This is a genomic window from Seleniivibrio sp. (assembly GCF_021209385.1).
Classification (GTDB): Bacteria; Chrysiogenota; Deferribacteres; order Deferribacterales; family Geovibrionaceae; genus Seleniivibrio.
The window spans coordinates 104607-118563 of sequence record NZ_JAJOIL010000028.1; the positions used below are offsets into that span (position 1 = coordinate 104607).

A 13957-nucleotide genomic window follows, 5' to 3' on the forward strand; every position below is an offset into this window, starting at 1 on the left:
TGTACTCCTGAAATTTATATCAATTTGGTTAAAAAACACTTCCAGCCGGGATTTTGTCCGGCGATAAGCTTTTCCGCTGTTAGTGCGCGGTCAAAATCACGAAACAGTCCGAAAACGGTTGCTCCGCTTCCGCTCATAAGAGCAAAATCTGCTCCGGCACCCGCCAGCGCCGCCTTTGCCTGCGAAACAGCAGGGTAAAAAGGCAGAACAGCAGGCTCAAGCCCGTTAAAGAGGATATCTCCGTACTGCTCAAAATTAACTATGTGCGGGATTTTATTCAGTTCCGCCCTGTCAGTCAACTGCAAATTGCCCGATGTGAAAACTTGCGCTGTTGACACATGTACGGAAGGGTTCACCAGAAGCACGAACGCAGGCGGCAGAACACCCCACGGAGTCAGTATCTCGCCGCGTCCTTCGCCCACCATCGGTTTGTCATATAAAAAGAAAGCCGTGTCCGACCCGACACGTGCCATGATGTCTGTGCGTACAGACATAGGCATGTCGATTCCCTTGAGCTGCAAAACAGCTTTAAGATATGCAGCGGCGTTTGAACTTCCGCCGCCAAGCCCGCCGCCGTCCGGTATTCTTTTTATGATGTCCACACTGTGACGGCAGTCCATATGATAGTCGGCTGTCAGAATATTTCTGACCTTGCTGATTATATTGCGTTCATCTGTGGGTATGTCTGGATTGTCGCAGGTGATTGAAAACTTTTCGGACTCCGTAACGGTTACCGTGTCGAAAATGCCAATTGGAGCAAAAAGCGTATGAAGTTCATGAAAACCGTCGGGTCGTTTACCGAGGATATGCAGAAAAATGTTTATCTTTCCACAGCTTTCAACGGTTATGCTGTTCATTGCAGTTTTATGTACACCGACTGTTTTGGAGTAACATATTCAAGTTCCTCCGCACGTCCGCCGCTGTATCGGTATGTGTATGTGCCTTCCGGCGTCTTGATGGTCTTTATCAGGTAGTCCGCTCCGGCGGTCACTTCATATTTATCTTTCGTAAGAAAATAATCGCCGTTTTTGAGAGAAATTTTGAATGAATCGTCAACATTGATATACGGATAACGGATAAGCTCCACCATACTTTCAAGGTTTTTCTGCTTCATTATATATTGCGCGAGAAGAGTAACATCGCCTGTTCCATCAACAGCGGAAACTTTGCCGTCTCTGTAGTCAACCTTTGCTATTGTTATGCCGAGAGGTCCCAGCATGGTGAGAGTGAAATCGTTGCTGCACTGCTTGTCCAGATAACCTTTAAGACGGATATCCTGCTCTTTGTAGAGATAGCGGACGACAACCTTCCCCTTGTATTCACAGACTATCCTGTTGGCTTCCTCTATCTTGCGGAGTGCGTCGGAATGGATATCAGTAACGACAGGCTTAACGGCGCACGCCGATGTAATAAACAGAGCCAGCAGAACAAGGCTAATTCTCTTTAATGATCTCATCTACGCTTTTCTTGATGCCGAGTTTTTTCATTATGGCTTTCAGGTGAGAAACTATCTCTTCCTCGTCGGGAGCTTTTTTAGCGGCTCTTTTCTGATAAGTGAGAGCTTCCTTATATTTGCCCTGTTTGTAAAGTATCCAGCCGAGGCTGTCCAGATATGCCGCCTCTTCCGGTTTTTTTTCCAGAGCTTTGCGGATGAGCTTTTCACCCTCTTTCAGATTGGTTCCCATCTCCGCATACATGTAGCCGAGAAAATTAAGGAACGATTCGTTGTCGGGGTAATGTGTTAGCCCTTCTTTTATAGTTGCCACAGCCTTGTCTCTTTGTTTCTGTTCATCGTACATAACTGCGAGGTCAAGTCTGAGTTTGATATCCTTGTCATTTTCCGCCAGAGCGCCCACAAGCACTTTCTCCGCGGAAGCGTAATCCTCTTTCTGGATATAGGCTTCGGCAGTTATGCGGTAAAAATCAACGTCCTTGTATATTTTGTCGATACCCTCAAGAGCCTTAATAGCTCTGTCGGGTTCTTTATCGCGGATGTATATCACTGCGAGACGTTTTCTTGCGTCGGCAAAATCAGGACGCTTAGTGAGCAGGGCGTTATATGCCGCCTCCGCCTCTGTGTCCATCTTGCAGCCTCAGCCATAAGAGCCATTGAATAGCCGGTCTGTATGTCCCCGTCTATCTCGTAAGCTCTTTTGAAGTAATCGTATGCTCTGTCGTATTTTCCAGCACTGTAGCTGAGCGAGCCGAGCTGTTTCAGAACATACAGTTTTTCGTTCCCCTGAAGACTGTCAAGGATACTTTCGTAAAGGGGATAGGCATCGCCCTCTTTCCCCTGTTTTTTCAGTATCTCCGCCAGTCTGAACTGCGCGATGATATTTCCCGGATTGGTCTCAATGACCATTTTAAGGTATTTGACTGCGTTGGCAGTGTCGTTCTGACCGAGGTAATAGTCAGCCAGTCTTGACGCGGCAAAGAAGTTTCCGTCCATATCCGCGGCTGTCTGATAATCTGCAAGCGCTTCTTTTTCAAGTCCCAGCATGGCGTACATCTTCGCTCTGCCGACGTAGTATTCCGATTTTTTCTCAGTGGCTATAAGCTGATTGTATGCACTGATAGCGCTGTTGAAATCGCGCATCTCCTCATAGGCGTCTGCAAGCGATTCAATATATTTGCCGTCGTTTGAAAGCTCATACGCTTTTTTATACATCTCAACAGCTTTCGGCATATTTTCTCTGTTCAGACGGTAAATGTCACCCATAAGCCCCACAAGCTCAACCGAATCGGGATTATGTTTCAGACCTTTTTCAACAGTAAGTTTTACTGCCTGAATGTCGTTGAGCTTTATATAAGTCTGCGCAAGCTTGATGTAAACATATGCGCTGTCAGTATTTTCCAGAAGCTGTTCATATAGTTCGGCAGCATCTTCGTACTGCCCCTCGTTATCATACAGCGAGGCGCGCATGTACAGCGAATCCAGTGAATAGTCAGCGGTACTCGTATCTGCCGAAGACATTATGCTCGTCAGAAAAAGCCCCGCCAGTATGATAATGAGTTTATTTCGCATCAAAAATACCTTTCTATAAATGCCGTGCTTATTTCGCCTTTTATGAACGCATGATGATCGAGTATCCTTTTGTGAAGAGGTATCGTTGTTTTAATACCCTCTACAACAAACTCGTCCAGCGCTCTTTTCATTCTGGCTATCGCCATTTCCCTGTTCTTTCCGAATACGATAAGCTTAGCTATCATACTGTCATAATAGGGAAGGACGGTATAGCCGTCGTAACATGCTGAGTCCACTCTGGTTCCGAAGCCGCCGGGAGTATTATAACCTGATATGGTTCCCGGACAGGGACGGAAAGTTTCGGGGTCTTCCGCATTTATCCTGCATTCTATGGCATGACCGACTATCCTGATATCTTCCTGTTTCAGATCAAGTGGTTCGCCTGCGGCTACCCTTAGCTGAAGCTGAAGAAGGTCTATGTTGGTCATCATTTCCGTAACAGGGTGCTCAACCTGAATACGGGTATTCATCTCCATAAAATAGAAGTTTTCATATTTGTCCACAAGGTATTCTATTGTTCCGGCATTCTCATATTTAAGCGCCTCGACAGCTTTAATGGACGTTTCGCCCATTTTTTTTCTTGTGGCATCGCTGATACCGGTGCTGGGAGCCTCTTCCAGAAGTTTCTGGTGGCGGCGCTGTATGGAACATTCCCTCTCAAAGAAGTGGAGTCCCTTTCCTTTTCCGTCGCCGAAAACCTGAATCTCAACGTGTCTGGGTTCCTCTATGTATTTTTCAATATACACTTCATCGGATCCGAAAGCGTTTGCTCCTTCCGCACGAGCCATCTCAAATGCGTTGTGGAAGCTCATTTCGTTGTGGGCAACCCGCATGCCTTTTCCGCCGCCGCCTGCCGCCGCCTTGATGATGACAGGAAAACCTATCTTTTTCGCTATCTCAAGACCCTCTCTGACATCCTCGACAGAGCCGTCGCTTCCGGGAACAACGGGTACTCCGAAGTTCCTCATCGCGTCCTTGGCTGCTGATTTGTTACCCATCATTGCGATGTGCTTCGAGCTGGGACCGATGAATTTAAATCCGCTCTCTTCACAGATAGCGGCAAAATCCTCGTTCTCCGCCAAAAAGCCGTATCCTGGGTGAATAGCGTCTGCATCGGCTATTTCAGCCGCCGCCATGATGCTTTTCACATTTAGATAGCTGGCTCTGGACTGTGCCGGTCCGATGCATACCGCCTCGTCCGCCATTGCGACGTGGAGGCTGTCGCGGTCAACGTCTGAATAGACAGCAACCGTTTTGACACCAAGTTCCCTGCACGCTCTGATTATTCTGAGGGCGATCTCGCCCCTGTTTGCTATCAGTACTTTATTGAACATGACACGCCCTTATATGGGTTCGACTATGAATATCGTCTCTCCGTATTCTACGGGTTTTCCGTTCATAACGACTCTTTTTTTGATAACGCAATCGAATTCAGCTTCAATTTCGTTCATAATTTTCATTGCTTCAACAATGCAGAGCGTCTGTCCGGCTCTTACAGTGTCGCCCTCCGAAACAAAGGGAGCTGCGCCGGGTGCAGGAGCTTCATAAAGAGTACCCACTATGGGTGATTTGACCTCTGTTCCGGCAACTGCGGGAGCTGCAGCAGGTGCAGCCGCAACAGCGGCAGCGGGTGCAGGAGCGGCCGCTAAGGGTGCGGGTGCCGCGTACTGCATCTGGGGCATACCCTGAATTATCTGGGGAGCGTCCCCTGTTTTGGATATGTAAATGCTCTCTTTTTCGTTTTCATACTCAAATTCTTTAATGTCCGACTTTTCAATAAAACGGATCAGTTCTTTGATCTCTTTGATATCCATCTTCCACCCTCCTTATTTGGCGGTTCTGACTCTTTCCATGTATATCTGTTCTCTCGTGTCAATTTTAAGCACATCGCCTATGTTTATGAACAGAGGAACGTTAACAGTGCCGCCTGTGCTTACGGTTGCGGGTTTGGAGCCGCCGCTGACAGTGTCGCCTTTAAGACCGGGATCTGTTTCAACAACTTCAAGTTCAACAAAGTTGGGCAGGTCTATGCCGATGGGCTGACCGTTGAATATCTGTACGCCGACGTGGATATTCTCTGGCATGAAAAGTGCGCTGTCGCCCACAGTGTCGGAAGGAATCTCAATCTGCTCAAAGCTCTCGTTGTCCATGAAATAGTGTTTTTCGCCGTCGCTGTAGAGAAACTGCATCTCTTTTTCTTCAAAATCGGGCTGCTTAATCTTCTCGTCAGATTTGAAGGTTCTTTCGATAACGGCTCCGGTGCGAAGACTTTTCACTTTCGTGCGGACGTTTGCACCGCCTCTTCCGCATTTAATATGAAGATACTCGACAACTGCATAGGGTTCACCGTCGAGTTCAATTTTTGCTCCTCTTTTGAACTGGTTGGGAGTGATAACGCTCATAAACACCTCATAATATGTTCTTATAGATATATCTGTCAAAAACCGCTGTAAGGTTCTCGCATCCGTTTTCAGTGACAAGCACAGTGTCCTCCAGCCTTACGCCGAAATTGTCTGGAAGATAGATGCCCGGTTCCACCGTCACCACCATTCCCGCTTTAAGCACTGTGTCGTCACGCCTGTTCAGGCTTGGTTTCTCATGTACGTCGATACCGACGCCGTGTCCGAGACTGTGGTTGAAAAATCTTCCGTAGCCTCTGGATTCTATATATTCTCTGGCAACTGCGTCGGCTTCGCTGGCTTTCACGCCCTCACGCACGAATTCCGAAGCTTTTTTCAGTGCGGTGTAAACTATATCCGCGATCTTTTCAGCTTCGGCGTTTTCGCCTGCGATCACAAGCCTTGTCACGTCACTGCAATAATTCAGTTTACATCCGTAGTCAAGCACCACCGGATCGTTGAGTTCAACCTTTTTGCGTGTGGCTATTCCATGAGGGAGCGCTCCCCTTGCGCCTGATGCAACAATCGTATCGAACGATGTTGTTCTGGCGCCTGCAAGCTTCATCTGTTTTTCAAGTTCCGCCGCCCAGTGGTCTTCCGTATTGCCGGCAACAAACACAGGCAGTGCGTTCACAAAACCTTCATACGCTGCGCGGTACATATCCTTTATCTGAGATATCTCGTCAGCGTCTTTAACTATGCGCAGACCGCCTATGAGATTTTCCCTGTCTATATCCACATCGCATCCGGCTTTGATGAGCGTTTCATACTCAAGCAGACCGCAGGAATAGGTCACATGAACCTTTTTATACTGCGCAGCCTGTGCCGCGGCAGATTCCTGATAGCCGTTTACGATGATGCTGTCAATTCCTTTGTAAAGCTCCGACCTTATCTGCTGCTCATATCTTCCGTCGGTCATAAAGAGTGCCGAACTGCTGTCCACAAACAGCATGGCAGTGCTTCCGGTGAATCCGGTGAGGTAGAAGATGTCAGAAAGTGAGCTGACGAACAAGCAGTCGATGCCGCTTTTTCCCATCAGCTTTTGAAGTTCAGCTATTCTGCCTGTCAAGCAAGCTCTCCGATAAAATAATCAAGGGCAAGCATATATGACTGAGCACCGAAACCTGCTATAACACCATTCGCAATATCCGAAAGGTATGAATAGTGTCTGAATTCCTCACGCTTATAGACGTTTGAAAGATGCACCTCTATGAAAGGAATGGACACCGACAGAAAAGCATCTCGGATAGCTATGCTTGTGTGAGTATAAGCTCCGGCGTTTACAATTATTCCGTTTGCGTCGGTTCTCTGTATCATATCAATGATATCGCCTTCATGATTTGACTGAAAAAATTCCAGTTCGCACCTGCCGTCTGCTCTCTGCTTCATGCCTTCGCATATGGAATCAAGAGTGGCATCGCCGTATATACTCTTTTCCCTGCGACCAAGCATATTCAGGTTAGGACCGTTAACTACAAGGATCTTCATCAGTTTCCCCCGTAAGATAATTCAGCTATTATATCAATTAGTACCGTCAAATCCAGCTATATAAATACAAACAGCTTACGTTTCAGCCTATTTTGAGTTATTTTTTATAAGCTCCAATAGGTTTTCAAGCTTGTTCACTTGTTCATATGTCTCATCATCCAGTTGTTCCGGATCATATATGAAGCCTGCCGCACTACTATTATCTGAATCAATGCTCACATATTCATCCGATCCTGGTTTTCTATCCCGCTCCTGAATTTCATCAAGAGCAAACAGTGTGGCAAGTTCATCATCAAGTTCGGTATCGCGGCTTATCTCCTGCTGTATCTCGGAGACAAGAGCCGGTTCCTGTTCAAGTATATCATCCGGCAGTTCAGCATCCTCAGCAAAGACTGGCTCATCGTCAGAAGACAGGAGTTCCACCTCCTGTGCTTCTATTACAGAACGCATATCGACGGTGTGTCTAATTATCTCATCAGCCGCTTCCGCAGGTTCTCTCTCGGACTCCGGCTTTTCTTCGGAAACAGTTTCCTGTCCCAGAACCTCTTTAAGAGCATCATCTATCTTCTCATCGGTAATGGCTTCATCAAGAATCTTTTCCGCTTCTCCGGATTCCGGCTCCGGCTCCGGCTCCGGCTCTTCCTGAAACTCTTCCGGTTGTTCAGGTTCAGCAGATACCACTGTTTCCATAGACATTTCTTCTACAGAAGGTTCGTCCGTAACAGCCGATTCATCGGCAGGTTCATTGTCTTCATTCTGAGCGACGTCTGGTTGCTCTATTTCATCCTTTTCAGGTTCAGATACATCTTTGTGAACATCAGGCTCCGGTTCTTCCTTCACAATATCAGCCGCTTCATCCACAACCGATTCGACCGTCTCAGCATTTTCCGCGATAGCAGAAGGTTCTTCCTCTTCCGGAACAACAACTTCGGATGTTATGTCCGCAAGCTGTTCATCCGCGTCTATTTCCTCAGGTTCTTCTGCGGGTATCTCATCTGCCTCCACAACAGCTTCCGGCTCGGCTTTCCGCTCCGGTTCGGCTTCTGCAGCAGGCACAGGAGATTCCATCTCCTCTCCGTCCTCAGACACGGGAACAAAATTGAACAGATCATCTATAGATGCAAGGTGCTCGTCTGCAACCTCTTCAAAATCATCAAAATCGTCAAACACGCTCTGACCGCTTCCGGCGGGTGTTTCCTCTGCGGGTTCGATCGGTTCTTCCGCCTGTTCCTCTTCCTCCGCAGAAGTTTCGGAGTCGTCGTCGGAGAAAGCTTCCTCTTCGCTTTTTATACTGTCCAGACCGAAATCGGCGGACAGTTCCGCAGCAAGATTGTCTATGCCCCCCTCAACAGATACATCTTCTCCGTGTCCGTCGGCATCTGCAAAGTAGTTCTGCTCCTGCTCTCTGACTGCTTCTCTAACGGAATCAAGGCTTTCTGTATGTTCAACACTGTCTGAAATCTCAGCCAGCATTTCCGATTCTATTTCGTCCGAAGTATCCGCAGGGCTGTCATCCTCCGCGAACTGATCCAGATTATCATCTTCAAAATCGGGGGAACTGCCGACAATATCATTAACGGCAGATTTGACCTCATCGTCTGTAAGGTTTGGCTTTTCGGCGGCATCGCCTATTTCATGCTTAACTTCGTCTGCAAGTTCCTGACCTATGGTATCAAGGAGTTCGTCGTCCTCCATTAGCTTGCGGTCGTCACGCAGGTCGGAAAGTTCCATACCTGTTTCGGCAAGCAGTTCTTCTATAAGTTCACGCAGTTCAGGGTCTTCCGGTGCAGAAAAATAGGCATTTTTATATGAAACTATTGCTTTTTTGTATTCGTTTTCGCTCTGATAGATTTTTCCGAGAAGTTTTTCCGCGGCATAATTATTGGGATCCAGCACCCGTATCTCGGTCAGAATTGCCTTCGCCTCGTCAACGCGTCCCATGCCGACATAGCACTGGGCAAGCAGAGTTTTTGCTGTGGATATTTCAGGATTGGCATCCAGACCGCGTATAAGCACCTGTGCAGCTTCGTCGAAACGGGTAAGCTCCACATATGCCTTAGCCAGCGGAAGAAAGAGCATAGAGGTACTGTCCGCCTCCAGCTTTGCAGAAAAGTATTCTATATCGCCCAAAAGTCCGGCTTTTGTCTTATCGTCCATATTGTATTATGTTACCTTGAAATGAAACAACAGTCAAAGGTTAAGACTTGGTTAGAATTATCAGGAACCTGTGAAGTATTCCGTCACATTTGCGATGGAAATGTTTTTCACAAGCTTTCCTGTCCCCGTTTTAGGAGCGATGGCAAGCGTAAGTCCTTTTCTGTCGGCTTTTTTATCCGCAGTCATAGCGCCGAAAAAGACCTCTTTGTCGTGTATATCATATGTCAGGTCAAAGCCGTAAGCTTTCAGCACGCGCCCGATATCTTCAAGCGCTTTTGCCTCTGCCAGCTTATGTTTAACAGCGTAATCCGTCTCCAGATACATACCCGTCGCAACTGCAAAGCCGTGCTTGATCCTGTGATCGGAATCAGTCTCTATTGCATGTGCGAAGGTGTGTCCGAAATTAAGAAGCGCGCGTTCTCCCTGTTCCTTTTCGTCTGCACGAACGACAGCCGCCTTGAAAGAACAGCATCTGGTAACCATATAATCAAGGATCTCAGTATCTCTTGCAAGCACTCTGTCCCTGTTTTCATACAGGTACTCAAGGAAATCGGCATCGTAGACCATGCCGTATTTTATGACCTCGGCAACACCGTTAAGATATTCCTCATCAGTGAGTGTTTTCAGGAAATCCATATCTATATAGACATGTTTCGGCTGTGCGAAAACTCCCACGTTATTCTTTGCGCCTCTGAAATTTATGCCTGTTTTGCCGCCGACGCTTGAATCCACCATTGAAAGAAGCGTGGTAGGTATCTGGACAAAACTGATGCCGCGCATATATGTCGCCGCGACAAAACCGCCAACATCGCCTGTTATTCCGCCGCCGATGAGTATCAGCCTGCCGTCTCTGCGACATTCGCCGCGGAAGAGGAAGCCGAGAACAGCAACAACGGATTCGTGTGTTTTGTTATGTTCATCCGCTCGGAAACGGTAAACCCTTTCTGCGGGCATAATATCACTGTAAAGGTGGAAGACGTTATCATCTATCATGAAAAAATCGCTTCCGGAATTGAAACCTTTCACCGTATCCGCTATGAAACCGCTTCCAATGGTGATCTCATACGAATCGTCAACCTGTTTTTTCAGATCAACAAATACCCTGCCCATGACACTCCCGTTATTTAATAAGCTATTTTGAAAGCTCTTCCCTGAGAATGGCGATTATCTGATCCGCCGCCTCTCTTGGTGTTATATCGGAAGTTTCGATGATATGATGAGCATTAATATAGAAAGCCGCCCTTTCAAAAAGCAGACGTTTTATCTCGTCCAGAGGTTCTTCAACCTCCAGCAGAGGACGGCAGGTATCGTCTTTTTTAAGTCTCTCGTGAATAGTCGCAGCATCCGCAATCAGTGTGAAAACGAATCCGGAATTTTTCATAAGTTCAAGGTTGCCCCGAGTAACCACAATTCCGCCGCCTGTGGAGACTATCATACCTTTTTCTTCGGTTATCTCCCGCAGCACGTCGGTTTCAAATTTGCGGAAATCCTCTTCGGAAGATTCTTCAAATATCTCGCTTATGGTTCTTCCGGTCATCTCTTCTACAAGCTTGTCTGTGTCAACAAACTTCATTTTAAACTCGTCAGCCAATATCTTTCCAACAGTGGTTTTGCCTGTTCCCATGAAGCCAATCAGGTAAATATTCTTCATCATTGCCCCTTGTCTTTATTCTCTATAACTATGGGTTCAACAGCCGAGCGTACACAGGGCTCAGGCAGATTGTCGTCGGCAAATGCCTCTGTGTATGTCCTTTTTGACCTGCATGCGTCACTGGGAAGTACCCCGCTGTAATAATCCACATCTTTTAATACAACACCCGACGGAATATTAAAATCAATTTTTTGCCAATCGTTCCACATTCTTTTCTGAAATGCAGTGACTATCGGTGCGGCAAGCCCTCCGCCGGTTCCCTTGTCGCCCATACTGCGGTGGTCATCAAAACCGACCCATGCCACAATAGCGTAGGGAGGCGCTATGGCGGCAGTCCAGGCGTCTTTATAATCGTCGGTGGTACCTGTTTTAGCCGCAGTTCCCGAAATAAGCCCCGCTCCGCGTGCCGTACCTATGCGCGAAACGTCCTGCATTATCCGCAAGACCTGATATGCACTTACGGGCGAAATTATCTGTTCAGGGGAGCGTTTCACATAATAAAGCGGCTCGCCCTTCATATTTCTGATATTCAAAATAAGCCCGCAATCCTTGCGCACACCGTAATTTCCTATAACAGAATAAACCTGTGCAACGTTCTGCACCGTTAGAGGAAATATACCAAGAGGCATAGCGAGATATGGCTTAACGTCATAGTTCATGCCCATAAGCTTCGCAGTATCCGCCACCTTCTGAAGTTCTGCCAGCATCGCTAGCCTTATGGTTGCGTTATTAAGCGAAAACACAAGACCTTTGCGAAGCGGTATCACACCCATGTAATAATCCTCAAAATTTGCAGGGTGGTATGGTTTTCCGTGATTCTTGTATTCATAGGGTTTGTCCACTATAAGCTGGTTGGGACGAAACCCGTTATTGAATGCCGTTAAATATACCATCGGCTTGAACGTTGAGCCTATCTGCCTTTTCATCTGCATGGTGCGGAATCGGAATCTGTTGTTCGCAGCAAGTGCCTCTATGGAACCGTCGTTGAGGTTTACAACCGCCATAACGGCGTTGGCTCCATCAGGCAGAAAAGGCATCCGCTCTGCTATTGCCTCTTTCGCTTTCTCTATGGTATCAAGATTCAGACCGGAAGTTATCACAACCTCGCCTGAGGGCTGCACGCCGCGGCGCTCCAACTCTTCCAGTATAAGCGAAGTATATAAAGGATAATTATCCGTAAGTTTGTTTATGTTATATTCAACAGGCACCCGCACTGCATCTCTGTAGGATGTTTTTCCCTGTTCTATCATGTACTCTGCAAACTCGCCCGTGCGCCTTAAAAAGCTCTCCATATCCTCATACGGCAGAACATTCAGAGTAAGAACGCTCATAAGCCAGAGTATCTGAGATTCGTCGGCAAATTCCGAGCTTCTGTCAAAGTAGAAAAGAGACGCTGACTCAAGTCCCCAAAGGTCACTCTGCATATATGCCGTTTGCAGATATGCATCGTAAATTCCGTTACGACCGTGCATTTTTAAAAGGTCTGCGGCAGTTTTCCACAGAACCAGTTTATAATGAGTATCGTCGCGGTACATATACGCCGCTCTCTCCGCCTCGTACAGAACAAAGCAGTCGTCAAGTCCGTCAGCTGGTATCTCATAGGCTTTCAGCAGTTTAAGATCTTCATCGGTTTCCGGTTTTTCGCATTTGAAATAGTTTTTGCCCGCAAACTCCATCAGGGTATAGATATCCTGCGGCAGGTTTGCCGGCATATCGTCTGAACGTTCATAAACGTTCTTGTACATCAGAACATTGTCTTTGGAATAGATTGATACGGTCTTTGTTTTGCGGTCGTTGTAAAAGATGGCACCCATGTCAGGAGAATACAGTTCGAGCTTCACCCGCTGGTTTTTCGTATACCACCACCAGCCGCCTGCACCCGCCGCGGCAAGAAAAAGCAGTACAAGAAAAACCTTGAGAAATTTCATCAGCTTTCCTGTTTGGAATCCAGATATTCTTTAAGGGATTGAACAGCCATCTTTCTGTGGCTGATTGCGTTCTTCTCTTCGTCGGTAAGCTCCGCCATGTGTCTTCCGTCCGGCAGAAGGAAAATCACGTCATACCCGAAACCGCCTTCTCCCTTGTATTCTCTGGCAACGGCACCCTGACACATACCGCCGAAGGTTCGCTCAACGATACCGTCAACAGCCAGAGCTATCACACAGATATAGCTTGCACTCCGCGCCTCATCGGGAACCCGTTCCATAACGGCAAGCAGTTTGCGGTTATTATCGTCGTCGGTGGCGTTAAGACCTGCAAACCGTGCGCTGTATACACCAGGCGCACCCTCCAGAGCGTCAACGGAGATGCCTGAATCGTCCGCTATGACATATCCGTCAATAAGCTTTGAAAGTGCCTTGGCTTTTATGGATGCGTTCTGGAGAAAGGTGTTGCCCGTCTCCTCAACGTCCATGTCTTTTTCTATATAGTCATATGCGCTAACAACCTCAACGCCTTCCAGTATCTGCGCTATCTCTTTGAGTTTGTGTTGATTTTTCGTTGCAACGTAAAGTCTCATTCAATCCCCAGAAGTCTTTTCTGCGCCGCGAGCAGGTTCTTTATGCCCATGATGCCCAGATCGAGCATCCTGTCCAGCCCTTCGCGCGAAAATGCTGCACCTTCGGCACAGCCCTGAATCTCTATAATGTCCGTTCCGTTCTTCATAACCAGATTAAGGTCAACGTCCGCACTGCTGTCTTCGGTATATTGCAGATCCAGCAGATATTCACCGTCAACTATGCCCACGCTCACAGCACCGACGAAATCCTTTACGGGATTTTCGGTCAGCACTCCGCGTTCGACCATCCTCTGCGCGGCTATATAAAGTGCGCAGAAACCGCCGGTTATGGCGGCAGTTCTGGTTCCGCCGTCTGCCTGTATAACATCGCAGTCTATTATTATTGTATTCTCACCAAGTTTTTCAAAATCAACAGCCGCCCGCAGACTTCTGCCCACCAGACGGGATATTTCCATGGTGCGCCCGTCCTCTTTTCCACGCTTGGATTCGCGCTGGTTGCGGGTGTTTGTGGCTCTGGGGAGCATGGCGTATTCAGCCGTCACCCATCCCTTTCCGCTGTCTTTCAGGAAAGGCGGCACTCCCTGTGTGAAGCTCGCATTGCAGATAACTTTTGTATTGCCGAATTCGCAGAGCACGGAACCTTCGGGGTGCATAACGTAATCTCTTGTGAGTATCACAGGTCTCATTCTGTCGGCGGGTCTGTCTGTTCTCATTATATT

The 13957-nt window shown here is 47.5% G+C and carries 15 protein-coding genes; all 15 read right to left on the bottom strand.

Annotated elements, in window-relative coordinates; genetic code table 11:
* Positions 1–14: 14 nt before the first annotated feature.
* Entirely contained in the window at positions 15–857 is an 843-nt protein-coding gene (gene ispE / locus LRY47_RS09105) for a 4-(cytidine 5'-diphospho)-2-C-methyl-D-erythritol kinase (protein ID WP_295224483.1), read from the bottom strand.
* Positions 854–1456, bottom strand: coding sequence for a hypothetical protein (locus tag LRY47_RS09110; RefSeq protein ID WP_295224485.1), 603 nt, complete (start codon positions 1454–1456; stop codon positions 854–856). The genes ispE and LRY47_RS09110 overlap by 4 nt, the downstream gene beginning before the upstream one ends.
* Positions 1434–2084: a tetratricopeptide repeat protein gene (locus LRY47_RS09115; protein WP_295224487.1), complete on the bottom strand. Its 651-nt coding sequence runs from the start codon at positions 2082–2084 to the stop codon at positions 1434–1436. The genes LRY47_RS09110 and LRY47_RS09115 overlap by 23 nt, the downstream gene beginning before the upstream one ends.
* Complete coding sequence (locus LRY47_RS09120; protein WP_295224489.1) at positions 2000–3025, bottom strand: tetratricopeptide repeat protein; 1026 nt, start codon at positions 3023–3025, stop codon at positions 2000–2002. Before LRY47_RS09120 ends, LRY47_RS09115 begins: the two co-directional genes overlap by 85 nt.
* Complete coding sequence (accC, locus tag LRY47_RS09125; RefSeq protein ID WP_295224492.1) at positions 3025–4359, bottom strand: acetyl-CoA carboxylase biotin carboxylase subunit; 1335 nt, start codon at positions 4357–4359, stop codon at positions 3025–3027. Before accC ends, LRY47_RS09120 begins: the two co-directional genes overlap by 1 nt.
* A 9-nt stretch (positions 4360–4368) precedes the next feature.
* Positions 4369–4839, bottom strand: coding sequence for an acetyl-CoA carboxylase biotin carboxyl carrier protein (accB, locus tag LRY47_RS09130; RefSeq protein WP_295224495.1), 471 nt, complete (start codon positions 4837–4839; stop codon positions 4369–4371).
* A 12-nt stretch (positions 4840–4851) separates the two neighbouring features.
* A complete protein-coding gene (efp, locus tag LRY47_RS09135) occupies positions 4852–5427 on the bottom strand; it encodes an elongation factor P (RefSeq protein ID WP_295224496.1) in 576 nt (191 codons plus the stop codon).
* Positions 5428–5434: 7 nt separating this feature from the next.
* Positions 5435–6493, bottom strand: a complete 1059-nt coding sequence (locus LRY47_RS09140) for a Xaa-Pro peptidase family protein (protein WP_295224498.1) — start codon at positions 6491–6493, stop codon at positions 5435–5437.
* On the bottom strand, positions 6490–6912 hold the full coding sequence (aroQ, locus tag LRY47_RS09145) for a type II 3-dehydroquinate dehydratase (RefSeq protein WP_295224499.1): 423 nt from the start codon (positions 6910–6912) through the stop codon (positions 6490–6492). The genes LRY47_RS09140 and aroQ overlap by 4 nt, the downstream gene beginning before the upstream one ends.
* Positions 6913–6999: 87 nt before the next feature.
* Entirely contained in the window at positions 7000–9069 is a 2070-nt protein-coding gene (locus tag LRY47_RS09150; protein WP_295224502.1) for a tetratricopeptide repeat protein, read from the bottom strand.
* A gap of 60 nt (positions 9070–9129) precedes the next feature.
* The gene (aroB, locus tag LRY47_RS09155; RefSeq protein ID WP_295224504.1) at positions 9130–10179 is read right to left on the bottom strand and encodes a 3-dehydroquinate synthase; all 1050 of its coding nucleotides are present in this window, start codon (positions 10177–10179) and stop codon (positions 9130–9132) included.
* 22 nt (positions 10180–10201) lie between these two features.
* Positions 10202–10720: a shikimate kinase gene (locus tag LRY47_RS09160; RefSeq protein WP_295224506.1), complete on the bottom strand. Its 519-nt coding sequence runs from the start codon at positions 10718–10720 to the stop codon at positions 10202–10204.
* Positions 10720–12648, bottom strand: a complete 1929-nt coding sequence (locus LRY47_RS09165) for a penicillin-binding transpeptidase domain-containing protein (RefSeq protein ID WP_295224509.1) — start codon at positions 12646–12648, stop codon at positions 10720–10722. The genes LRY47_RS09160 and LRY47_RS09165 overlap by 1 nt, the downstream gene beginning before the upstream one ends.
* Positions 12648–13238, bottom strand: a complete 591-nt coding sequence (rdgB, locus tag LRY47_RS09170; protein ID WP_295224511.1) for an RdgB/HAM1 family non-canonical purine NTP pyrophosphatase — start codon at positions 13236–13238, stop codon at positions 12648–12650. Before rdgB ends, LRY47_RS09165 begins: the two co-directional genes overlap by 1 nt.
* Positions 13235–13951: a ribonuclease PH gene (gene rph, locus LRY47_RS09175; RefSeq protein WP_295224513.1), complete on the bottom strand. Its 717-nt coding sequence runs from the start codon at positions 13949–13951 to the stop codon at positions 13235–13237. Before rph ends, rdgB begins: the two co-directional genes overlap by 4 nt.
* Positions 13952–13957: the final 6 nt, after the last annotated feature.

What these genes read in the sequence shown, in the direction of transcription:
- ispE (WP_295224483.1), bottom strand. Translation starts at nt 857, where the DNA reads ATGAACAGCATAACCGTTGAAAGCTGTGGAAAGATAAACATTTTTCTG.
- LRY47_RS09110 (WP_295224485.1), bottom strand. Translation starts at nt 1,456, where the DNA reads ATGAGATCATTAAAGAGAATTAGCCTTGTTCTGCTGGCTCTGTTTATT.
- LRY47_RS09115 (WP_295224487.1), bottom strand. Translation starts at nt 2,084, where the DNA reads ATGGACACAGAGGCGGAGGCGGCATATAACGCCCTGCTCACTAAGCGT.
- LRY47_RS09120 (WP_295224489.1), bottom strand. Translation starts at nt 3,025, where the DNA reads ATGCGAAATAAACTCATTATCATACTGGCGGGGCTTTTTCTGACGAGC.
- accC (WP_295224492.1), bottom strand. Translation starts at nt 4,359, where the DNA reads ATGTTCAATAAAGTACTGATAGCAAACAGGGGCGAGATCGCCCTCAGA.
- accB (WP_295224495.1), bottom strand. Translation starts at nt 4,839, where the DNA reads ATGGATATCAAAGAGATCAAAGAACTGATCCGTTTTATTGAAAAGTCG.
- efp (WP_295224496.1), bottom strand. Translation starts at nt 5,427, where the DNA reads ATGAGCGTTATCACTCCCAACCAGTTCAAAAGAGGAGCAAAAATTGAA.
- aroQ (WP_295224499.1), bottom strand. Translation starts at nt 6,912, where the DNA reads ATGAAGATCCTTGTAGTTAACGGTCCTAACCTGAATATGCTTGGTCGC.
- LRY47_RS09150 (WP_295224502.1), bottom strand. Translation starts at nt 9,069, where the DNA reads ATGGACGATAAGACAAAAGCCGGACTTTTGGGCGATATAGAATACTTT.
- aroB (WP_295224504.1), bottom strand. Translation starts at nt 10,179, where the DNA reads ATGGGCAGGGTATTTGTTGATCTGAAAAAACAGGTTGACGATTCGTAT.
- LRY47_RS09160 (WP_295224506.1), bottom strand. Translation starts at nt 10,720, where the DNA reads ATGAAGAATATTTACCTGATTGGCTTCATGGGAACAGGCAAAACCACT.
- LRY47_RS09165 (WP_295224509.1), bottom strand. Translation starts at nt 12,648, where the DNA reads ATGAAATTTCTCAAGGTTTTTCTTGTACTGCTTTTTCTTGCCGCGGCG.
- rdgB (WP_295224511.1), bottom strand. Translation starts at nt 13,238, where the DNA reads ATGAGACTTTACGTTGCAACGAAAAATCAACACAAACTCAAAGAGATA.
- rph (WP_295224513.1), bottom strand. Translation starts at nt 13,951, where the DNA reads ATGAGAACAGACAGACCCGCCGACAGAATGAGACCTGTGATACTCACA.